The following is a 21,030-nucleotide window of genomic DNA, read 5'->3' as shown; positions in this document are numbered from 1 at the left end:
TGAACGAGGCAAGCCAGGACACGTCCAGGGAGGCAGCACATGGCTGACCCCAAGGGGTTCCTGAAGGTCCCCAGAGAAACCCCGCACCGCCGTCCCGTCGACCTACGGCTGATGGACTGGCGAGAGGTCTACGAGGAGTTCCCCGACGTCCACCTGGAGCGGCAGGCCAGCCGCTGCATGGACTGCGGCATCCCGTTCTGCCACCAGGGCTGCCCGCTGGGCAACCTCATCCCGGAGTGGAACAACCTCGTCTACCGCAGTGACTGGCGTGAGGCCGTCGAGCGGCTGCACTCCACGAACAACTTCCCCGAGTTCACGGGCACGTTGTGCCCGGCGCCGTGCGAGACCGCCTGCGTGCTGGCGATCAACAGCGACGCGGTCACGATCAAGCAGATCGAGCTGCAGATCATCGACCACGCCTGGCGCGAGGGGTGGGTGACTCCGCAGATCCCCGAGACGCGGACCGGACGGCGGGTGGCCGTCGTCGGTTCCGGGCCGGCGGGGCTGGCTGCTGCACAGCAGCTCTCCCGCGTCGGGCACGACGTGGTGGTCTTCGAGCGGGCCGACCGCATCGGCGGGCTGCTGCGCTACGGGATCCCCGAGTTCAAGATGGAGAAGCACCGGCTCGACCGGCGGCTCGACCAGATGCGCGCGGAGGGCACCGAGTTCCGCGCGTCGGTCGACGTCGGCGTGGACGTCACGGTGGAGGAGCTCCGATCGGAGTTCGACGCAGTGGTGCTCGCCGGTGGAGCCACGGCATGGCGTGACATCCCGGTGCCGGGGCGCGAGGTCGAGGGCGTCTACCAGGCGATGGAGTTCCTGCCGTGGGCCAACCACGTGCAGCAGGGCGACATCGACGCCCCGCCGATCACCGCGGCGGGCAAGAACGTCGTGATCATCGGCGGTGGCGACACCGGCGCCGACTGCCTCGGCACGTCCCACCGCCAGGGCGCCCTGTCCGTCACGCAGCTGGAGATCCTGCCCACGCCTCCGGAGCGCCGCACCGACTCCATGCCGTGGCCCACCTACCCGATGGTCTATCGCGTCTCCTCGGCCCACGAGGAGGGCGGTGATCGGCTGTACTCGGTGAACACCACCGAGTTCCTCGCCGACGACGAGGGCAGGCTCAGGGCGCTGTGCCTGGTCGAGGTCAGCCGCGACGAGTCCGGGCGGTTCGTCCCGATCCCGGGCACCGAGCGGGAGCTGCCGTGCGAGCTCGTGCTGCTGGCCATGGGCTTCGTCGGGCCGGAGAAGGGCAAGCTGCTCTCCGACCTGGGAGTCGAGCTCGACGAGCGCGGCAACGTCGCGCGCGACAGCAACTTCATGACCAGCGTGGAGGGCGTCTTCTCGGCGGGTGACATGGGCCGTGGCCAGTCGCTCATCGTGTGGGCGATCGCGGAGGGCCGGGCCGCTGCGGCCGGGGTCGACGCGTACCTCACGGACCGGAACGTCCTGCCCCGCCCGATCGCGCCGACAGACCGCCCGATCACGTAACTCGTCAACGGACGAACGGCACTTTCACCCGATAGGTTCGGGCGAAAGTGCCGTTCGTGCGTTTCGGGACCTGCAGATGCACCGTCTCAGCGGCTGCGGAAATAGCGCGTCGCGCTCGGGCGGAACAGCAGCGTCAGCGCCACGGCCACCGCAGCGACGTGCAGGGTCCGTAGTGCGGTGATCAGCAGGGTCGGGCCGTCGGCCGTGGCGAGGAACGACGTGGGCGATCCGCCGGCCAGCAGCCAGTCCAGAGGTTCGACGACGAGCGAGAGCGTGCCGATCCCCCCGAGCAGCACGGCCACCGCCCAGCGGACGGCGTTGCGGCCCGTGTGCAGGGCCAGGACGAGCACGGCCAATGCCGTGTAGATCGCGAAACGGACCGCGAGTTGGGTGGGCGTGGGCGGTTCCGGAAGAAGGAGCCGGACGAGCGCCTCGACGGCTCCCATGGCGATGGCGGCGAGCCAGATCACGACCGAGAGCCGGACCGAGCGAGGAACAGCGGTGGCATCGTGGCTGGTGGAAGCGGGTGGAGCGGTCACGGTGGCCTCCTGGCGTCGACGTATTGGCCAGTGTTCGCCGCCGCCGAGGAAGAATCCGGCCGGTGCACCCCCCGACCCGAATGGGGGCCAGCCCCCATTACGCGCCGCACCGTGGTGGGCCGAGATGAAATCCTCCGGTTAACGGAAAAGCCACAAATCCTGAAAACTTGTTCAGCGATTCCTGGGCCATTCACGGCCCCACTTCCGGCCCGCGGCGCCCGCGCCCTCAGTCCGCGGCATTCAGCCCGTCCCGCAAGCGCCGCGCTCCCGCCCCGCCGTAGCGGTCGAGCACGCGTTGGCGCATGGTCGGGTCGGCACGTGGCACGGGCTCGAGGAAGACGTCCTCCAGGTCCGGGAAGCGGGCATGCAGGTCGGCGTCGATCTCGACGCACGCCCGCTCCAGCGACGCCACGTCGAGCCGGTCGTCGAAGTCCAGGCGTGCGCAGAGCAGCACCTGGTCGGTGCCCACGGTCATCGTGAGCATGTCGACGACCTGGTCGACCTCCGGCCGGGCGGCGAGCGCGTCACGCAGCGCGTAGAGGGTGCGCTGGTTCGCCTGGCGCCCGATGAGCAACCCGGCGTTCGTCCGCCCCAGGATGTAGGCCACGCCGGTGAGCAACAAGCCGATGAGCACGGAGGCCAGCCCGTCCCAGAATCCCGAGCCGGTGACCTGGTGCAGCGCAACGCCGCCGAAGGCGAGCAGGAGGCCGATGAGCGCCGCGGTGTCCTCGAAGAACACGGTCTTCACCGTCGGGTCGTCGGTGGTGCGCAGCCAGGTACGGAACGAGACGCCCTCGCTCGCTGACTCCTGGCGTACCTGGCGGGACGCCTGCAACCACGAGATGCTCTCGAGCACGAACGACCCGCCGAGCACGGCGTAGGCCACCCACGCCAGCGTCTGCTCGGCGTCGCTGCCGAGCATCGCCCGGATGCCCTCGATGAACGCGAACACGGCACCGGAGACGAAGATGCACACGGCGGCGATCAGCGCCCAGAAGAACCGGGCCTTCCCGTAGCCGAAGGGGTGGCGCCGGTCCGGGCGCCGGGCCGACTGCCGCAACGCCGTGAGCAGGAGTAGCTCGGTGCTGGTGTCGGCGACGCTGTGCACTGCCTCGGCGAGCATGGCGACCGAGCCCGTGAGCAGCCCAGCCACGAACTTCAGCACCGCGATCAGGGCGTTGACGGCCGTCGCGACCAGGACGGTGAGGGTGCTCTCGCCCCCGCTCTCGCCCGGATTCTCCTCGGGCGTTCCCTGCACCTTCTCCTCCTGCACGGGCCGAGGCTAGGCGCCTGCAGGGACGTTGCCCACCGCTTCGTGTCACCCGCCTCGGACGCGCCGGCCCGTTGTGCGCGGTTCGTAGCTGCGGCGGTGCGCTGCGCCACAGCGCCACACCCGCAGAGGTGCCCGGCCGACCGAGACGGACCCCTGTCCCGTCGGTTGAGGATTACCGTCGGCGGGGAGCCCGACAGAGCTGCGCCGGGCTCGTCGAACGTCCCGAGCGCTCAGGAGTACCCGTGACCGACCCGCAGACCCTCCCGGACGATCTGCCGCGACCCGTCGACGACGGAGCCGCCGACCATCTGCCCGGCACCCCGATGCCGGCCGTCGTGCTGCCCACCACCGGCGGCGAGACGCTCGACCTGGCCACGCTCGGCGCCGGTCGCACGGTTCTCTACATCTATCCGATGACCGGCAGGCCGGGCGCCGACCTGCCGACCGGGTGGGACGAGATCCCGGGGGCCCGCGGCTGTACGCCCGAGTCGTGCGGGTTTCGCGACCACTACCAGGACCTCAAGGTCGCGGGCGCCCAGGCCGTTTACGGCCTCTCCAGCCAGGACACCGACTACCAGCGCGAGGCCGTCGACCGGCTCCGGCTGCCGTTCGCGATGATCTCCGACGAGAATCTCCGGGTGGCCGACGCCCTGCGCCTGCCGACGTTCGAGGCCGACGGGATCACTCTCTACAAGCGCATCACGCTGATCGTGCGCGACGGAACGATCGAGCACGTCTTCTATCCGGTGTTCCCGCCCGGAGAGCACGCGGAGCAGGTGCTCGGCTGGCTTCGGGCAGCCGGCAGCAGCTGACGGTCGCCCGGAGCTCCGGCCCCGTCACGTGCCGGCGAGTTGCTCCACCACGGGCGCGAGCTGCTCGAAGAAGGCGCCGTTGACGCTGACGTAGGACACGCCGAATGTGTCGCGGCGGCGCCTCAGCTCGTCGGCCATCTCCGCGGTGCTGCCCCGGAGCATCACGAGTGAGTCGTGCGCGATCAAGGTGGCGGCGTCCAACCCGATGAACCCCTGGATCCACGGCGGCACCTCGTTGCCCACCACGAACAGGTTGGTCGCGAGCTCGATGTCATCGGCCCGTGCACCCGCCGCATCGTTCAGCGTGCGCACCATGCCCGCCACCTCGTCCCGGGTCGCCAGCGGCGGAGCGGCGAGCGTGACGATGTCGGCCTTCTCCGCGGCGAGCGCGATCGCCTTGGGACCGCCCGCGGCGACCAGTACCGGAGTGTGCCGCTCGGAGCCGTCGAGCTCGCGCAGGTGGTCGATGCTCTCGCCCACCTGCTGGAGCCGCTGCGCGGCCGTGCCGAACGGGAGGCCGAGGCGCTCCGCGAACTCCCGCACGGCCGGACGTCCGGTGCCGATGCCGAACTCGAAGCGGCCGCCGCTGAGGACCGCGAGCGAGTGTCCTTCCCACGCAGCACCGAGCGGCGTACGCATCGGGCTCGCCAGCACGAACGTGCCGACGCGAAGGGCCTTGGTTGCGTGTGCCGCCACGGCCAGCGAGGAGAACGGCGCGAGCAGCTGCAGGCCGTCGGGCATCAGGAGGGTCGAGTAGCCGAGCTCCTCGACCCGGCGGGCGGTGGCGATCCACTCGTCGGGGCTGCCGGTCGGCGTCGCCACGACTCCGAACCGAAACGTTCTGTCACTCATCTCGTCCCTCCTCGGCATCGTTGTCGGCCGAAATCGTTACGCTCAAGAAACGATTTGTCAACTGGTACGGTCTTCGCGTGGTTGCGTCCGTCCCCCGCCTCGAGGACCCGCCAGGGGCCGCGTTCCTGCTCGCCGCGCTCGGCGCGCACGCCGCGGCCCGTTTCACCGAGCGGATCGCAGCACTGGATCTGACGCCCGCACAGACAGGCTTGCTCCGGGCGATCGCCGCCGATCCCGGACAGAGCCAGCAGACCATGGCGCAACTGCTGGGCACGCCGCCGAGCCGGCTGGTCGGACTGGTCGACTCGGTCGCCGACCGCGGGCTGGTCGAGCGGCGCCGCAACCCGGGCGACCGGCGGCTGCACGCCCTCTACCTCACCGAGGACGGGGAGGCGCTCATGGATCGGATCGGCGCCGTCGGCCGGGAGCACGACGAGGCGATCCTGCGGAGCCTCGACACCGGCGATCAGGCGCGGCTGCGCGCCCTGCTCCTGCGCGTGGCGGAGGACCAGGGCCTCACCCCGGGCGTGCACCCGGGCTTTCGGCACCTCTGAGAAGCACCTTCGACGATCGAGCGCCGATATGTGGGCACCCGACACATCCTCCCGCCCATCCCTGGTGTCCCGGCACCGCGTAAATCCGCCGCCGCCGCCGTAGCGTTTTCCGGCATGACCTCATCCACACCGCTGCTGGCCGGGCGCACCGCGCTGGTCACCGGTGCGGCGTCGGGAATCGGCGCCGCGATCGTGCGACGGCTGGCGGACGACGGTGCCTCGGTGCTCGCGGTCGACCGTGACGAAGCGGGCCTCAAGGCGCTCGCCGACACCGTGCCCCAGGTCGAGCCACTGCCCTGCGACCTCGGCGACCTCGCCGCGGTCGACGCGCTACCCGCCGCCGTCGACATCCTGGTCAACAACGCCGGCCTGCAGCACGTCGCACCCGTTCACGAGTTCGACCCCGAGCGGTTCTCGCTGATCCTCCGGGTGATGCTGGAAGCCCCGTTCCGGCTCGCCCGGCGCACGCTGCCGCACATGTACGAGCGCGGCTGGGGCCGGGTCATCAACATCTCCAGCGTGCACGGCCTGCGCGCGAGCCCCTTCAAGGCCGCCTACATCAGCGCGAAGCACGGCCTGGAAGGGCTGTCGAAGGTGATCGCGCTGGAGGGCGCGGCGCACGGGGTCACCAGCAACTGCATCAACCCCGCGTACGTCCGCACGCCGCTCGTGGAGCGGCAGATCGCGGACCAGGCGCGCACGCACGGCATCGACGAGGACGCCGTGATCGAACAGGTGATGCTCGGACCGGTGGCGGTGAAGCGACTCGTCGAGCCCGACGAGGTGGCCGAACTCGCCGCCGTGCTCTACGGACCGGCGTCACCGTCCATCTCCGGATCGTCGCTGACCATGGACGGCGGCTGGACAGCTCACTAGTAGAGGAACGGGGTAGACAACGTGGTCGACCAGCAACAATCCTCATCCAACATCATCAAGGTGGTGGCGGCCAGCATGGCCGGCACCACCGTCGAGTGGTACGACTTCTTCCTCTACGGGGTGGCTGCGGCCGTCGTCTTCCCGGCGGTCTTCTTCCCCTCGAGCGATCCCGCCGCCGGCACGCTGCTCGCGTTGGGCACGTTCGCCATCGGGTTCATCGCACGGCCGGTCGGCGGTCTCGTGTTCGGCCACTTCGGCGACAAGATCGGCCGCAAGACACTGCTCGTGGTCAGCCTGGTGCTGATGGGCATCGCGACCTTCGCGATCGGCCTGCTCCCGGGCTACGCCACGATCGGGGTGGCGGCACCTCTGCTCCTGGTGATCCTGCGACTCGTACAGGGCTTCGCGCTCGGCGGCGAGTGGGGCGGGGCGGTACTCATCGTCTCCGAGCACGGCGACCCGGCGCGGCGCGGCTACTGGGCGAGCTGGCCGCAGGCCGGGGTCCCGTTCGGCCAGCTCCTCGCCAACGGTCTGCTGTTCCTGCTCTCCGCGCTCCAGCCCAACGACGACTTCCTCGCGTGGGGCTGGCGGATCCCGTTCCTGCTCTCCGCGGTGCTGGTGCTGATCGGCCTCTACGTGCGGCTGTCCGTGGAGGAGTCGCCCGTGTTCAAGGACGCGCAGGCCCGCGCGGCCGCTGCGGCCGCGGCCGGCGAGAAGGAGACGATGCCGATCGTCGAGGTCTTCCGCCGCTACCCGCGGGAGGTGTTCACCGCGATGGGCGCCCGGTTCGCCGAGAACGTCTCCTACTACATCTTCACCATCGTCATCACGACGTACGTGACGCAGCGGCTCGGGCTCTCGAGCTCGTTCGTGCTCGGGGCCGTGCTGATCGGCGCGGCCGTGCACCTCGTGACGATCCCGCTGTGGGGCGCGCTCTCCGACCGCATCGGGCGCAAGCCGGTGTACCTGATCGGGGCCGCGGGCGTCGGCGTCTGGGCGTTCGCATTCATCGCGCTCATCGACACCGAGAACTTCTGGCTCACCACGCTCGCCGTCGTCGGAGGACTCGTCTTCCACGGCGCCATGTACGGCCCGCAAGCCGCGTTCCTGTCCGAGCTGTTCGGCACGAAGGTGCGCTACTCGGGCGTCTCCATCGGATACCAGCTCGCGTCCGTGGTGGCGGGCGGGCTCGCCCCGGTGATCGCGGTGGCCCTGTACACCGAGTTCGACAGCGGCTACGCGGTCGCGGTGTACGTGGCGCTCAGCGCGTTGGTGACGATCCTCGCGGTCGCCACCTACGGCGAGACCCGCACACGTGACCTCGCGGCGGACCCCGCGCTCTCCCGTAGCGCGGCCCGCTGAGAACCGGCGACGCCACGCCCTGACCGGCCGGCGCGAGTCTCGGCGCCGGCCGGACCGGGCAACACGCGCGCCGGTCGTCGGTCGCGGCCGCACTGGGCCTGCTGGTGCTGCTGCTACCTGCACCGGTGCTACTCGCCACTCCGCTGGTCCACGTCATCTCTGGTTAACATGTGAGCGGCGAGACGGGGCCGCCACGAGCGCCCGCAATCGGGCCGGCCGCCCGCGTCGACCATTCGAGGTCGCCTTCGGTCTGCTTCCGCCGGTCACCGATGACATCGACCGAATAAGCATCATTGGACGATGGAGGTGGGCTGATGCAGTCACGGTCCGGCCTGGCGAGACAGCGCAGCGGAGATCCGTCCGGTATTGTTCCGGCGCCGTTGATCCGGCCGTCCCGCGCGCGCCCCGGGCGGCACGGACCCATCGTCGAGTCGACGCTCACACTGCAACGGATGGCGGGCAACGCGTCCGTCACACGGCTCGTCGAACAATGCTTCGCGCCAACTGCTTCGGTTCCTCCGCCTCCGGTACAGCGATCTGCTGTGTGCGATGTACCAGGCGCCAGGAGCCAGTTGTTGGTGGATACGGTCCGGCAGGGCCTGCAGCCCCGTTCGGGCACGAACTTCTCCGATTTCAATATTGCTACTTGTGAGCCGTTCGTGCAGCGCAGAATCAACTACGCGAGGGCGCCGTGGTCGGCGAACCACCTCCATCCCGACGCATTCGGCGCGCTACTGGCGGCAGCACCCGGGCAGGCGCCCGGCGCCGCTTTTGCCGTCCCGTACCGGGATATCTACGAGGTGCTGGACGCCGGAGACAAAGTCGAGATCGACGAGCACTCGACGCTCGGTCAGAACGCTCGTGCGCAGTTCACGCTGGACCACCTCGAGGCGACGGGCGGCAAGATCTTGATCAATCCGCCGCCGCCGAATGCAACTGCGCTCGAACTGCGACGCTTCGCTGCCGCCGTCTCCCACGAGATGCAACACGCCGTAGACGCCGTCAACAAGCGCCTCCATCCTCGAGAAAAGGGACAAACCGAAGACGAGCGGAAGATCTCTTCCGAACTGCGCGCGTTCGGCCGCGAGGCGGCGGCAGCCCTGAAGCTCGCCATCGGCGAGACCTACGAGAAGAGGGCAGACAGAAAGCTGACCAAGATCATCGACGACAACACGGATATGTCGGGGGAACACAAGCGACTCGCCCTCGAATTCCACAAGCTGGACAGCACGCTCGCTTCCCGAGGACGGGAGGCGAGCGTCGCACTGAAGGTTTTCACCGATACGTCCGGGCCGATGCTGATCAAAATCAACGACAGCGTGATCCTGGAGCGCGTCGCGGGCTATCTCACACAGTATCGGATGGTGGAAACGGCGCCGGACGCCAAGGAAACGAAGAAGTGGCTCGTAAGCCATCCAGAGGTGACGCAGAAAGGGTTGGTGGAGGGCGTGAAAATTTTCCACGACCAACGACCCCAGCCCAGAGAAGCCAACGGGTAGCGGCACGCCGCCTCGCCGGCGCGGCTGTGCCAGGAAGCCCGTTGCGGTCGGTGCTCGAAATCATCGCCTCGCCGCTGGATTTCGGGGCCGAACCCTGACAACTCCGACGAGCTCGTCCCGGGCGGTGGCATGATCGCCGCCGTGTCCCGCACCGCTCTGGAGATGCTGCGCCTGCTCGCCCAGGACGCCCCGGCGGAGCGGATCGACGAGCAGGCGCGCGTGCTCGCAGAGGCCGACCCGCAGAGCGGCGAGATCGCCCGCGAGCTCGCGTTGCGGGTGCGCAGCGGCATCGATGCCCATCGCAGGCGCGAGGCAGAGCTCTCGGCCCTCGTCGACATCGCGCGGGACCTGGCTTCGCGGCCCGATCCCGGCGGGGTGCTCGACGCGATCGTGCGGCGTGCCCGCAGCCTGCTGGGCACGGACGTCGCCTACCTGACGCTGGCCGACGCCGAGCGCGGCGACACGTTCATGCGGGCGACCGCGGGGTCGGTGTCGGCGCGGTTCCAGGCCCTCCGGCTGCCGCAGGGCGCCGGACTCGGCGGCCTCGTGGCGCAGACGCGACGGCCGTACTGGACGGCGGACTATCCCGGCGACGACCGCTACGCGCACACCACCGAGATCGACGCCGCCGTCGAGGAGGAGGGCCTGGTCGCGATCTGCGGCACCCCCCTGGTCGTCGACGGCGAGTTCGTCGGTGTCCTGTTCGCCGCCAACCGCAGCCGTCGGCCGTTCACCCGTGGTGAGGTGGCGCTGCTCGGCTCACTGTCCGCGCTCGCCGCCGTCTCGCTGGTGCAGTCGCGGCGGGCCGCCGAGACCGCCCAGGCGCTCGCCGCCCTGTCGAGCGCGCACGCCGGGATCGAGCAGGCCGCGGCCGCGCACGACCGGTTCGCCGGGGTCGTGCTGTCCGGGGGCGGAGTCGACGACATCGCCGCCGCCCTCGGCGAGATCCTCGGATGCTGGGTCGCGGTGCTCGACGTCGACGACCAGCGGATCGCGTCCTACGGCCCCGCACCCGACCCGGGCCCCGACCACGACCCGTTGGGCGCGGTGGAGGCGGTGCGCCGCTCGGCCGCGTCGGGCAGGCTCGCGGAGGCCGACGGGTTGTCGGCGGCGGTGGTGAGCGCTGCCGGGCAGCGGCTGGGCACGCTCGTGCTCGGTGGCTGCCCGCCGCTGGACAGTGGGCAGGGACGCACGGTCGAGCGGGCAGCGATGGTGACCGCGCTCGTGCTGCTCTTCCGGCTCCGTGCCGCCGAGTCCGACCAGCGGGTACGCACAGACCTGCTCGCCGACCTGCTCGCGCGACCGGACGGCACGGTCGACACCACCCTCGTCGAGCGCGGCAGGCTGCTGGGCCTGCGGTTGAACACCCCCCACATCCTGGCGGTGTGCCGGGGCGCACGCCGCGGCGTGCACCTGGCCGCCGCCACTGCCGGAGACGGCCGCGGGCTCGCCGGTGACCACCACGGGGAGGTCGTGGCCGTCGTCCCGGGGCGGGACCCCTCGGCCGTCGCCGCCGTGCTGGCGCGGCGGCTGGGAACCGACGACGTGAAGCTCACGGTCGGCGCGACGGGTCCGGTCGTGCCCGCGGCGGGTCTGCACGACACCCACGTCGAGGCCCGCCGTGTCACCGACGCGCTCGCGGCGATCGGGATGCGGGCCGGATCGGCGCGCGACCTCGGGTTCGCGGGGCTGGTGACGAGCGCGCCCGCGGATGTGGACCGCTACCTGGACCGGGTACTCGGCGCGGTCGCGAAGTACGACGACAGACGCGGCAGCGACCTGCTCGGCACGCTGGAGGCGTACTTCGCGGTGGGCGGCAGCCCGCGGCGCGCGGCGGGCCTGCTGCACGTGCACGTCAACACGGTGGCACAGCGGCTGGAGCGGGTGGCCTCGCTGCTCGGCGAGGACTGGCAGTGCCCGGACCGGGCTCTGGAGATCCAGCTGGCGCTGCGGCTGCGCAAGCTCCGCATCTCCGATAGATCGCGGTGAGATCGGGGTTTCGGCCCTCCGGAGGGCCGAAAGCCCGATCTCGTGGCGATCATCGTCGCCGCACCAGACCGATCGTCCGGCGGTCGGCGATCAGCCGGCCGTGCCGGCGCTTCAGTGGTGCTCGCGCACCTTCTCCGGCGTCACGCGGATGACGACGTTGGGAGAGGTGAAGTCGTTGCCCTTGCGGCGGAGGTACGTCACCGGGTCGGGCCTGGTGGACACATACTTCCCGGAGTGCTCTGCCACCAGGTCGTCCGCTCCCTCCTCGGACAGCGTCGCCGAGCCGTAGACCGTGTAGGCCTCGCCCGGGCGGCCCGGGTCGAAGAAGCAGACCGAGACCCTCGGGTCCCGGTTGATGTTGACCTCCTTGGCCACTCCCCGGCGGGTCGTGATCAGCACGTCGTTGCCGTCCCGCGACGCCCACGTCACCACCGACTGGGGGCCGCCATCCGAACGGATCGTGGTGAGCACGACGTAGGTTCGTCCGTCCAGCAGGTCCTTGGCCGCCTGTGGCAGCTCGACACCCATCAGATGCTCACCGCGAGCTCGCCATCGTCCCGGGCGTTATCGCCGATTACTGGAGTAAACATGTTCCATCCCCGGCAGGTATGAGTGCGCGTCGAGTACCGCCGTCGAAAGTAACCACGGTTTCGAAAAGTCTGCGTCACCCACGTCCGACGTCACACCGGAGAACCGCTTATCGAGCGCCAATTGCTCGGCGCAATATGTGTTTCGGGTCGGTTGTCACGCAGTCGGCGCCCGCCGGCGGCGCACCAGACCGACCAGGCCACCGGGGGCGAAGAACACCACCGCGATGAAGAGTGCGCCGAGCACGAACGTCGGTTCCGAGAGCGGCACGCGAAGCACGGCCGGCAGCCCGGCCACCGTGTCGGAACCGGCCAGCTCCAGCAGCCGGTTGTCGAGGTAGGTGTAGAGCACCCCGCCGACCACCGCGCCCCACCTGCTGCCGGCACCGCCCAGCACCACCATCACCAGCAGCCCGAGCGTCAGCTCGCTGGTGGTGAGCGAGGGGGTGGCGCCGCCCACGACCAGCAGGTGGGCCACCCCGCCGAGGGTGCCGAGCAGCCCTCCCACCAGCACGGCGAGCAGCTGCGACCGGTACACCGACAGGCCCAGCACCGCGACGCGCTCGGGGTTCTCCCGAACGGCCGCCCAGACGTGACCGGCGCGCGAGCGGACCAGCCACGCGACCACGGCCCAGCAGAGCGCGAGGTACGCGAGCGCCAGCCAGTACCTGTACGGCGCGTTGACCACGCCGACCAGCAGGTCCGGCAGCCCATCGCGGTTGAGCGGCAGGCCCTCCTCACCGCCGGTGAGGCCGCCCGGGTTGCGCAGCACGAGGATCGATCCGGCCTGCGCGAACGCCAGCGTCACCATCGCGAACGCGATGCCGGTGACGCGCAGCGCGACCGCGCCGACCACCAGGGGCAGCACCACGCCCACCACCACCGCGATCCCGACGGCCACGCCGAGCCCGACGCCGGGGCGGGCCAGCGCCAGCGCGGCCGTGTAGGAACCGGCGGCGACGAACAGGGCGTGGCCGAACGACAGCAGCCCGGTGCGTCCGAAGAGCAGGTCGTAGGACAGCGCGACACCGCCGAAGACCAGGCAGAGCGCCAGCAGCTGCATCGAACCCGGGCTGTTCACCAGCCCCGGCAGCACGCCGGGCAGCGGCACCGAGACGTACGGCAGGGCGGCGAGCACCACGAGAACGGCCACCGGCGCCACGGCGGAGCGCCACCCGGCGGCGCGCCGCGGAGCCTCACCGGCGGTCGCCCGCTGCCGAACCTGCTCCACGAGGCCCGTCGCGCCTGCGCTCGCACGTTCACTCACGCTGCTGCCCTCCCCGTCAGACCGCCGGGGCGCACGAGCAGCACCAGCGCGAGCAGCAGCACGACCGACAGGTCGCCCACCCCCGAAGCCGTGTAGTAGTTGGCGAGCTGCTGCACCAGCCCGACGACGACGGCGGCCACCGCCGATCCGGTCAGCGAGCCGAGGCCGCCGATCACGACGACGATGAACGCGAAGATCAGCAACGACGTGCCCTGACCGGGCGAGACGCTGCCCAGGTACACCGACCCGAGCACCCCGCCGAGCGCCGCGACCGCGCCGCCGATGGCGAAGACCAGCGTGAACGTGCGGCGCACGTCGATGCCCAGCGCCTCGACCATCGCGCGGTTCTCCACCCCGGCCCTGATGATCAACCCGATCCGCGTGAACCGGAGCAGCGCCAGCAGGCCGAGCAGCACGGCGATCGCGGCGACGAGCAGCACGAAGCGGTCGTTGGGGATCGCGGCGCCGCCGATCGTCGTGACGCCCGACGCGATCCCGGGCCGCGGGAACGGCAACGGGTCGGCGCCCCAGATGCCACGCAGCAGCGCCACACCCACCAGCCCGAGCCCGACGGTGACCAGTACCTGCTCGATGTGGCGGCGGTAGAGCGGGCGGATCAGCAGCAGCTCCACTCCGGCGCCCACCACGGCCCCGACCGCCACGCCGAACACGGTGGCCAGCACGAACCCCCAGCCGTTCCCGCTCGCCCCGGGCAGTCCACCCGAGGCGGCCCACCAGGCGGCGTAGGCGCCCGCGGCGAGGAACGCGCCGTGGGCGAAGTTCAGCACGCCCATCAGGCCGTAGATCAGGCTCAGGCCCGAGGCGACGAGGAAGTACAGCGCTCCGAGCCCGAGGCCCGTGGCCAAGAGCAACACGAACGTACTCACGACCGGCTCCCCACCCCGAGCAGCTCACGGGTCCGCCCGGCGTCGGCGAGCAGCTCGTCGGCCCGTCCCGTGTGCACGACACGGCCGGCGTCGAGCACCACGACATCCCCGGCGAGCCTGCGCACCACCGGCAGGTTCTGCTCCACCAACAGCACCGGCGTCACCTGCGCCACCCGTTCCAGTGCGGCCGCCACCTCCGTGACGAGCCGGGGCGCGAGGCCCTTCGTCGGCTCGTCGATCAGCAGGAGCCGGCTCGGCGGGAGCAGCGCCCGGGCGAGCGCCACCATCTGCTGCTGCCCGCCGGACAAGGTCCCGGCGCGCTGCCGGCTGCGCTCGGACAGCTCCGGGAACAGCTCGTGCACCAGCGCCGCGCGTTCCGGTTCGGGGTCGGGGCAGGCCAGCCGGAGGTTCTCGGCCACGGTGAGCGTCGCGAACACCTCGCGGTCCTCGGGTACGTAGCCGACGCCCTGGCGCACCACCCACGGCGTACGTCCCCGGCCGATCTCGTCGCCCGAGAGCCGGATCGAACCGGTGCGCGGGACGAGCCCGACGACGGCACGCAGGGTGGTCGTCTTCCCGACGCCGTTACGTCCGAGCAGCGCGGTCACCCCGGACGGCGCGACCGACAACGAGACTCCCTGCAGGATGTGGGAGCCACCGATGCGCACGTGGACGTCGTCCAGCGCGAGCACCGGCCCGGACAGCTCGGCTGCCGATCCGTCCCCGCGAGCGGGCCGCTGCGCAGTGCTCACAGCTCCTCCCCCAGATAAGCCTGCTGCACCGCCGCGTCGGCCGTGACCTCGGCGGGCGAGCCGACGGCGAGCAGGCTCCCGTGGTGCAGCACCGCCACCCGGTCGGCCAGCCCGAGCACGACGTCCATGTGGTGCTCGACCATCCCCACGCTGACCCCGCCGGCGCGCAGCCCGCCGATCAGCTCCACCAGGGGCGGCACGTCCTCCACCGACACCCCGGCCATCGGCTCGTCGAGCAACAGCACCGACGGCCGCCGGGCGAGCGCGATGGCGATCTCGAGCTTGCGTTTGTCGCCGTGGGAGAGCTCGCCGGCGGTCGCCCCGGCGCGGTGGGTCATCCGGACCTGTTCGAGCAGCGCGTCCGACTCGGCGAGCTCGGCACGTCCCTGTGCGCCACGCAGCACGGAGAGCGGGCCCGCTCGGCGGCTCTGCACGGCCAGCCGGACGTTCTCCCGGGCCGACAGCCCGCCGAAGAGGCTGGAGGTCTGGAACGTCCGGCCCAGCCCGTGGCGGGCGCGGGCGGCAGCGGACGCGCGGGTGACGTCCCGTCCGCCCAGCTCGACGGTGCCGCTCGTCGGGCGCCGCACCCCCGACAGCAGGTGCAGCAGGGTGGACTTGCCCGCGCCGTTCGGGCCGATGATCGCGAGCAGCTCACCGTCACGGACGTCGAGGTCCACCTCGGCGAGGATCACGGCACCGCCCACGACCCACCCGAGGCTGCGGGCGGCGAGCACCGGTGCCGCCGTCGCGGTGGCACTCACCGAGCTCACTTCGTGGGCGCGACGGGCGGCGCCACCGCGTCCGCGGCGAGCGTGTCGACGAGCTGCGGGACGAACCCACCGTCCGCCGTGGGCGTGAGCCGGGCGGTGAACATCGGCTGCAGCACAGCGTGGTCCGCCGAGCGGATCGTCGACTCACCCTTCGGACCGAGGAACGTCCAGCCCTCCAGCGACTTGGCCATCACCGCCGGGTCGTCGCCGCCCTCCTGCAAGGCGTGCACCACCATCTGAGCCGCCACGAAGCCGTCGTTGGTGAACAGGTCGACCTCCGTGCCCTGCTTCGCGAGCCCGGCCTCCAGCGCCTTGTACGCCTCGTTGTCGGTGGCGCCGGGGAAGAAGTGCGAGAGGAAGTGGATCTTGTCGGCGGCCGGCCCGAAGATCGGGTAGGTGGCCTTGATGTCGAGCCCGGTCACCACGGTCGACGCCTCGAAGGCACCCTGCTGCTGCAGCGACTGCCACATCTGCGTGGCGTTGGCGCCCGCCCAGGCCACGAAGAGCAGGTCCGGTGCGGCGTCCACGGCCTGCCGGGCGAACGGCGTGAGGTCGGTGGCACCCGCCGGCACCAGCACCGGGGTGACCTTCGCGCCCTTCGCGCCGAGCACGGCGGTCACCGCCTGCGCGTTGGCCTGGCCGAACGCGCTGTCCTGGGCGAAGACGATCACGGACCGGCCCGCCGGGTCGCCGACGATCGTGCCCGCCGTCAACACGTCCTGGTAGGTCTGCCGGCCCGAGCGGAACGTGTACTCGTTCGCCCCGGTGACGGCGTCGGTCGCGGCGGGACCGGAGATGAACAGCACCTGGTTCTCGTCGGCCAGCGGCGCCACCTGCAGCGCCACCCCCGATGCCGTCGATCCCGCGATCACCTTGTAGCCCTGGCCGATGAGATCGGTGGCGGCGGCGACGGCCTTCGCGGGGTCACCCGCGTCGTCGGCCTCGGTGACCTCGACCTTGCGCCCGTTGACCTGCCCCGTGCCACCGGTCGCGTAGTCCAGGCCTGCGGTGAACCCGGCCGCGTACTGCTCGCCGTAGCTGGCGAGGGGACCGGTGGTGGAGTGCACCAACCCGACCCGGAACGGCGCCGTGGCGCTGTCGCCGCCGGAGTCCTGACCGCCGGATCCGGGCGCGCCGCAGGCGGTGAGCACCACAGCCAGGACGGCGATGAGCAAGGCCGCTGGGGAACGACCGGAACGCTGGAGCATGACTCCTCCTCGAGCACACGCGGGGCTGCGGAGACGCTACGAAGCACGGGGCCTGTCGGCCATGGGTGGGAACGCCACAGCGACGGCGCGCGCAATGTGGCGCGCGCACTCCCCGCGGCGACGCGCCCACTCACCGTTGCCAGATCGCCGTCGACCGCTCAGGGCCGCCCACCGGGCGTCCGGCTGATCACAGGCCGTATTCCCCCACTCGACGGAGAGTGCAGAACGACCGAAACCCGACGAATGTTCGTGCGTTGAGTGGAGTGACCGGGGCCGGCGGACAATGGGGAGCCTCCGCCGGCACCGGTTGACCTTCCCGGAGCTCAGCTCAGCCTGAACACCGGATATCCCGGCGCGATGGACCGCAGCTTCTCGTCGCTCGCCGAGGCGTCGACCCCGTCGAAGAACACTCCGACCTCGAACTTCCAGCGGCGCAGGTACTCCCGCAGAATCTCGGGCTTGTCGTCGTCGGCCAGCTCGTTGGCGGTGAAGGCCTCGACCTTCCGCCCGACCCGCAGCTCCCCGCCCCCGGCGGCGCGCATGTTGCGCACCCACTGGGTGTGTCCGCGGGGGGCCACCAGGTAGCGCTCGCCGTTGTACTTGAGCAGGTTGACCGGGACGGTCCGCCACTCCCCGCTCTTGCGGCCGCGCACGGCCAACACGCGGGATCCGTAGATGCTGACGCCGATGCGCGTGAGCCCGGTGACGATGGCGTTGAAGATCTCGGTGCCGCTGCCGGCACGGATGTAGCGGGCGTCGGTCATGGAAGCTCTCCCCTTGTCCAATTCGAGAGCGGTGCTCTCGTTCGGGAGAAGTGAATCACCGAGGCCCGGCTAAGTCAAGAGCAGTGCTCTCGTTTGAGCCTGCCGCTCTCAGGGTTCGACGAGCTGCAGCTCGAACGCGTCGTCCCCGATCCAGACGCGAAGGCCCTCGCCGTCGTCGGTGATGTAGCCGTCCTCTTCCTCACCGAGCTCGCGGGAAGCACCCAGGGCAAGGGCGGAGAGCTCGATACAACCCCCGCCGACGGCCCGGGGCCGGTACTCGGAGGCGAGAAGCGCCGTGCGGCTCTCGGTGGCGAGCCAGCGCGCATTGTCCTCGCCGACCTCGGCCACCCAACGCTGTGTGCCCACGCGGCGAAGTATGGCGTCGATCAGTGGGGCGCCACCAGCTCCAATGCAGGCGCGACGCCGGACGGCGCTGCCGCGGCCGCCCGCATCGCCCTCACGCGCTGCACCAGGGCGAACGCCCCGGCCGTCAGCACGGCCATCACCACGCCCGCGAGCAGGCTGAGCAGCGGACTGCCCCCCGTGATCGGCCCGAGGAGCAGCCCGATCAGCAGCATGTAGACGCTCCAGGCCGCCGAACTGGCAACCGAGCCCAGCAGGAAGCGGGGCACATCCAGCCCGTAGCGGCCGGCCGCCGCAGTGCTCAGCAGGCGTCCACCCGGCACGAAACGCGCCCCCACCAGCACCACCGAGGGACGCTGCAACAGACGCCGGCGCACCCACGAGGAGAGCCCGCCCTCGGCCTCGACGGCGCGGGCCAGTACCCGGTGCGAGGAGCGGCCCAGGCCGAACACCAGCAGGTCACCCGCGACCGAGCCGACCAGCGCGGCGAGGAACAGGGCGACCACGGCCAGCACGTCGTGGCGCCCGAACGCCAGGGCGGCAGCAGTCATCAGGAGGGTCTCGCTGGGAAGCACCGGGAACGGGCCGTCGATCGCGATGAGGATCACGAGCACGGGCAGCAGCCACGAGCTGTAGAGGACCGCATCGCAGACGGCCACGACTTCCAGCACGACAGGCAGGTCCTCTCGATTGCGGTCGCCCCCAGGGCGCGATGCTCACACGGTGGGAGCACACCCAGCCTGACAGATGTGCGGCCTGCCGCCGCTGGTGGCACCCGGATGCGCCGGTAGGGGGTTAACCCCACCGCCTTGACTAGTCCATTGCTCCGTCAGCAAACCACCCCCTCGCGACCGCTCCGGAGCGCTCGACGGCACATAGAGTCGGTCCACCGGAGCCAACACGAGCGCTCACGAGGAGGTCCCCGTGCACCGTCGACGCAGCGTTTTTCGCGCCGTCGCCGCCATGGTCGCTGCCGCGGTGCTGGGCCTAGCCTGGCCAACGGTCGCTGTCGCCGCCACGAGCGGGCCCGCACTGAACAAGGCCGCAGTGCACCAGGCCGCGGTTGTCGAGCCTGCAGCGGCCCAGGCCGCCGGAACCATCACGCCCGGCGTCCTGATGCTCAGCCCGATCGACGAGAACAGCGCCAACGCCTGCACCGCGGCGTTCGTCTTCAACGGCGGCGGGAAGACGTACCTCGGGTATGCCGCCCACTGCGCGGGCGCGGGTACGACGATGGGCCTGAGCGGCTGCCGGGAGCGGTCGCTACCGATGGGCACCACCGTGCTCATCGAGGACAAGAACGGCACCCGGAGCAACGGGCGGCTGGCCTACAGCTCGTGGGCGACGATGCAGCAGCGGGGTGAGAGCGACCAGTCGCTCTGCCTTCTCAACGACTTCGCACTCGTGCAGGTCGACCCCGGTGCCGTCGGTTCGGTCGACCCCACCGTGCCCATCCTGGGCGGCCCTTCCGCCCTCGACAGCAACGGCATGACGGCCGGGGAACCGGTGTTCAGCTACCAGCCCAACAACGGCGGCACCGTGGTGAAGGAGGGCGATGTCGTCAGCGAGGGCTCAGGCGGGCGCTCCCACCGCGTTCTGACCAACCCTCCGGGCCGTCCCGGCGACTCCGGCAGCGGCTACCTCGACGGCAACGGCAGAGCCTTCGGAGTGCTCAGCGTGCAGTTCCTCGACGGCTCGGGCGCCAACGGCGTGACGGACCTGGCCATGGCACTGTCGTACGCCAACCGCTACGGCGGTATCGGACGGGTGGCGCTCGTCCCTGGCCGGAAGCCGTTTGCCCCGCCCGGCTGATTCCGCACCACCCACCCGCTCAGCGGAAGGCGCCCGCGTTGGCCGCGGCCCACTGGGCGAACGTCGTGCCAGGCCGACCGGTGAGCTGCGTGAACGTCGGGACCGCCGGCTGCGGGTGCCGGGCCAGCTCGGCCATCCCGTCCACGTACCACCGCGCGAACTCCCCCATGGCAGGCGTCAGCTGCGCCACCGCCTCGTCGTGGAGGAGCTCGACGTACGGGATCTCGCGGCCGAGCGCTTGCCCGATCTGCCGCACCATCTCGGCCCGGCTGATCGACTCCGGACCCGACAGCTCGTAGGCCTTGCCGACGTGCCCCTCCTCGAGGAGGACGGTGGCGGCGACCGCGGCGATGTCGTCGAGGTCGATGGGTGCTGCAGCGGCGTCGGGGTAGCCGTCGCGGACGGTGCCGGTGGTGCGAATCTGTTCGGCCCACATCAGGTAGTTGTCCATGAACTCGCCGGGCTCGAGGTGCGTCCAATCGACGCCCGACTCCTCCACCGCCACCTCGATGCCTGCCCACCACGTCGCTTTCCCGCCGGCCAGGTCGACGATCCGGGAGACGCCGGCCTCCGCGGCGAGCGAGACGACCTCCCGCACGGTGTCCTCCAGCGGCGCCAGGTACATCCGGTCTACTCCGGCGAGGGCAGCGGGCAGTGTCTCGACCCTCCCCAGGTACCCCTCGACGACCTCGACCTCGGGCGGCAGCGCCGCCTTCACCGGGTTGTTCGTCAGTGCCCGGACCTCGGTCGCGCCGGCCCGCACCAGGTGGTCCACGACCCGCCTGCCGATGTTCCCGGTCGCACCCGTCACCAAGATCGTCACTTTCGCCCCCTTCGTCCGATCCAACACGGGCGACAGTACCGCGTACAGCGTACGAAGTTCCAGGGCCGGAGGGTGACAGATGGCCTATCACGCCGTGAATGGATCCAACGGACAATCCTTATATCTGGCGGACACGACGATTCTCGATGAAGTCGACATATCTCGACGAATGCCCTGTCGATAGGCGAAGCCAACCCTTATGATCTTGCAGAACAGTGGTCGGAAGGAGCGTCCTGAAGGTGCCCGGGAGTCGTACGAACCGACCGCCCGGTCGATTCGGCCTGCTGGTGACCATCGGCGTGGGAAACGCGTTCGAATGGTACGACTGGAACGTCTACACCACGTTCTCGGTGTTCTTCGCATCCGAGTTCTTCACCAACACCACCCCCGGCAGCGCCCTACTGGCCACCCTCGCCGTCTTCGCCGTCGGATTCATCGCCCGCCCCTTCGGCGGCCTGCTCTTCGGCTGGCTCGCCGACCACGCCGGACGCCAACCCGCCATGACCCTCACCGTCGCCGTCGCCGCAGCAGGCAGCCTCATCATCGG

The 21,030-nt window shown here is 70.8% G+C and carries 22 protein-coding genes; 9 read left to right on the top strand and 13 right to left on the bottom strand.

Features of this window, described 5'->3' with window-relative positions; genetic code table 11:
• The first annotated feature begins 39 nt into the window (after window positions 1–39).
• Entirely contained in the window at window positions 40–1,494 is a 1,455-nt protein-coding gene (locus ABD743_RS32270) for a glutamate synthase subunit beta (protein ID WP_344726546.1), read from the top strand.
• 86 nt (window positions 1,495–1,580) lie between these two features.
• Here ABD743_RS32270 and ABD743_RS32265 read toward each other — a convergent pair whose 3' ends face one another.
• The gene (locus tag ABD743_RS32265; protein WP_344726545.1) at window positions 1,581–2,033 is read right to left on the bottom strand and encodes a hypothetical protein; all 453 of its coding nucleotides are present in this window, start codon (window positions 2,031–2,033) and stop codon (window positions 1,581–1,583) included.
• Between the two features lie 226 nt (window positions 2,034–2,259).
• The gene (locus ABD743_RS32260; protein ID WP_344726543.1) at window positions 2,260–3,306 is read right to left on the bottom strand and encodes a cation diffusion facilitator family transporter; all 1,047 of its coding nucleotides are present in this window, start codon (window positions 3,304–3,306) and stop codon (window positions 2,260–2,262) included.
• Window positions 3,307–3,548: 242 nt separating this feature from the next.
• On the opposite strand from ABD743_RS32260, the gene ABD743_RS32255 reads away from it, so the two are divergent.
• On the top strand, window positions 3,549–4,118 hold the full coding sequence (locus tag ABD743_RS32255; protein WP_344726541.1) for a peroxiredoxin: 570 nt from the start codon (window positions 3,549–3,551) through the stop codon (window positions 4,116–4,118).
• Window positions 4,119–4,142: 24 nt separating this feature from the next.
• Here ABD743_RS32255 and ABD743_RS32250 read toward each other — a convergent pair whose 3' ends face one another.
• A complete protein-coding gene (locus ABD743_RS32250) occupies window positions 4,143–4,970 on the bottom strand; it encodes an LLM class flavin-dependent oxidoreductase (protein WP_344726539.1) in 828 nt (275 codons plus the stop codon).
• Between the two features lie 77 nt (window positions 4,971–5,047).
• On the opposite strand from ABD743_RS32250, the gene ABD743_RS32245 reads away from it, so the two are divergent.
• The 5 genes from ABD743_RS32245 (at window position 5,048) to ABD743_RS32225 (ending at window position 11,250) form a co-directional block, all read left to right on the top strand.
• Window positions 5,048–5,524, top strand: a complete 477-nt coding sequence (locus ABD743_RS32245; RefSeq protein ID WP_344726537.1) for a MarR family winged helix-turn-helix transcriptional regulator — start codon at window positions 5,048–5,050, stop codon at window positions 5,522–5,524.
• Window positions 5,525–5,638: 114 nt separating this feature from the next.
• Entirely contained in the window at window positions 5,639–6,400 is a 762-nt protein-coding gene (locus tag ABD743_RS32240; RefSeq protein ID WP_344726535.1) for a 3-hydroxybutyrate dehydrogenase, read from the top strand.
• Window positions 6,401–6,463: 63 nt separating this feature from the next.
• On the top strand, window positions 6,464–7,762 hold the full coding sequence (locus ABD743_RS32235) for an MFS transporter (protein WP_344726533.1): 1,299 nt from the start codon (window positions 6,464–6,466) through the stop codon (window positions 7,760–7,762).
• Window positions 7,763–8,340: 578 nt separating this feature from the next.
• Window positions 8,341–9,261 (top strand): hypothetical protein, encoded by a 921-nt coding sequence (locus tag ABD743_RS32230; protein WP_344726531.1) that lies wholly within the window; start codon window positions 8,341–8,343, stop codon window positions 9,259–9,261.
• Window positions 9,262–9,402: 141 nt separating this feature from the next.
• Window positions 9,403–11,250 (top strand): helix-turn-helix domain-containing protein, encoded by a 1,848-nt coding sequence (locus tag ABD743_RS32225; RefSeq protein WP_344726529.1) that lies wholly within the window; start codon window positions 9,403–9,405, stop codon window positions 11,248–11,250.
• 111 nt (window positions 11,251–11,361) lie between these two features.
• Here ABD743_RS32225 and ABD743_RS32220 read toward each other — a convergent pair whose 3' ends face one another.
• The 9 genes from ABD743_RS32220 to ABD743_RS32180 form a co-directional block, all read right to left on the bottom strand.
• Window positions 11,362–11,778: a PPOX class F420-dependent oxidoreductase gene (locus ABD743_RS32220; RefSeq protein ID WP_344726527.1), complete on the bottom strand. Its 417-nt coding sequence runs from the start codon at window positions 11,776–11,778 to the stop codon at window positions 11,362–11,364.
• Between the two features lie 216 nt (window positions 11,779–11,994).
• Entirely contained in the window at window positions 11,995–13,104 is a 1,110-nt protein-coding gene (locus ABD743_RS32215) for a branched-chain amino acid ABC transporter permease (protein WP_344726525.1), read from the bottom strand.
• Window positions 13,101–13,991: a branched-chain amino acid ABC transporter permease gene (locus tag ABD743_RS32210; protein WP_344726523.1), complete on the bottom strand. Its 891-nt coding sequence runs from the start codon at window positions 13,989–13,991 to the stop codon at window positions 13,101–13,103. The genes ABD743_RS32215 and ABD743_RS32210 overlap by 4 nt, the downstream gene beginning before the upstream one ends.
• On the bottom strand, window positions 13,988–14,743 hold the full coding sequence (locus tag ABD743_RS32205; protein ID WP_344726521.1) for an ABC transporter ATP-binding protein: 756 nt from the start codon (window positions 14,741–14,743) through the stop codon (window positions 13,988–13,990). The genes ABD743_RS32210 and ABD743_RS32205 overlap by 4 nt, the downstream gene beginning before the upstream one ends.
• Window positions 14,740–15,504 carry an ABC transporter ATP-binding protein gene (locus ABD743_RS32200; protein WP_344726519.1) on the bottom strand — a complete coding sequence of 255 codons (765 nt, stop codon included), beginning with the start codon at window positions 15,502–15,504 and terminating at the stop codon, window positions 14,740–14,742. Before ABD743_RS32200 ends, ABD743_RS32205 begins: the two co-directional genes overlap by 4 nt.
• A gap of 5 nt (window positions 15,505–15,509) precedes the next feature.
• Window positions 15,510–16,721, bottom strand: a complete 1,212-nt coding sequence (locus tag ABD743_RS32195; RefSeq protein WP_344726517.1) for a substrate-binding domain-containing protein — start codon at window positions 16,719–16,721, stop codon at window positions 15,510–15,512.
• Window positions 16,722–17,044: 323 nt separating this feature from the next.
• Window positions 17,045–17,485, bottom strand: a complete 441-nt coding sequence (locus ABD743_RS32190; protein ID WP_344726515.1) for a nitroreductase family deazaflavin-dependent oxidoreductase — start codon at window positions 17,483–17,485, stop codon at window positions 17,045–17,047.
• A 108-nt stretch (window positions 17,486–17,593) separates the two neighbouring features.
• Window positions 17,594–17,851: a hypothetical protein gene (locus ABD743_RS32185; protein ID WP_344726513.1), complete on the bottom strand. Its 258-nt coding sequence runs from the start codon at window positions 17,849–17,851 to the stop codon at window positions 17,594–17,596.
• A 20-nt stretch (window positions 17,852–17,871) separates the two neighbouring features.
• Window positions 17,872–18,519, bottom strand: coding sequence for a DedA family protein (locus ABD743_RS32180; protein ID WP_344726511.1), 648 nt, complete (start codon window positions 18,517–18,519; stop codon window positions 17,872–17,874).
• A 253-nt stretch (window positions 18,520–18,772) separates the two neighbouring features.
• Here ABD743_RS32180 and ABD743_RS32175 point away from each other — a divergent pair, with 253 nt between their 5' ends.
• Window positions 18,773–19,660: a chymotrypsin family serine protease gene (locus ABD743_RS32175; RefSeq protein ID WP_344726509.1), complete on the top strand. Its 888-nt coding sequence runs from the start codon at window positions 18,773–18,775 to the stop codon at window positions 19,658–19,660.
• Window positions 19,661–19,679: 19 nt separating this feature from the next.
• On the opposite strand, the gene ABD743_RS32170 is transcribed toward ABD743_RS32175, so the two are convergent.
• Window positions 19,680–20,483: an NAD(P)H-binding protein gene (locus ABD743_RS32170; RefSeq protein ID WP_344726507.1), complete on the bottom strand. Its 804-nt coding sequence runs from the start codon at window positions 20,481–20,483 to the stop codon at window positions 19,680–19,682.
• Window positions 20,484–20,782: 299 nt separating this feature from the next.
• Here ABD743_RS32170 and ABD743_RS32165 point away from each other — a divergent pair.
• A partial coding sequence (locus ABD743_RS32165; protein ID WP_344726505.1) for an MFS transporter occupies window positions 20,783–21,030 on the top strand: 248 nt, incomplete at its 3' end.

Source organism: Pseudonocardia yunnanensis, assembly GCF_039534065.1.
Classification (GTDB): Bacteria; Actinomycetota; Actinomycetes; order Mycobacteriales; family Pseudonocardiaceae; genus Pseudonocardia; species Pseudonocardia yunnanensis.
This window is presented reverse-complemented; position numbering and strand designations above follow the sequence as displayed.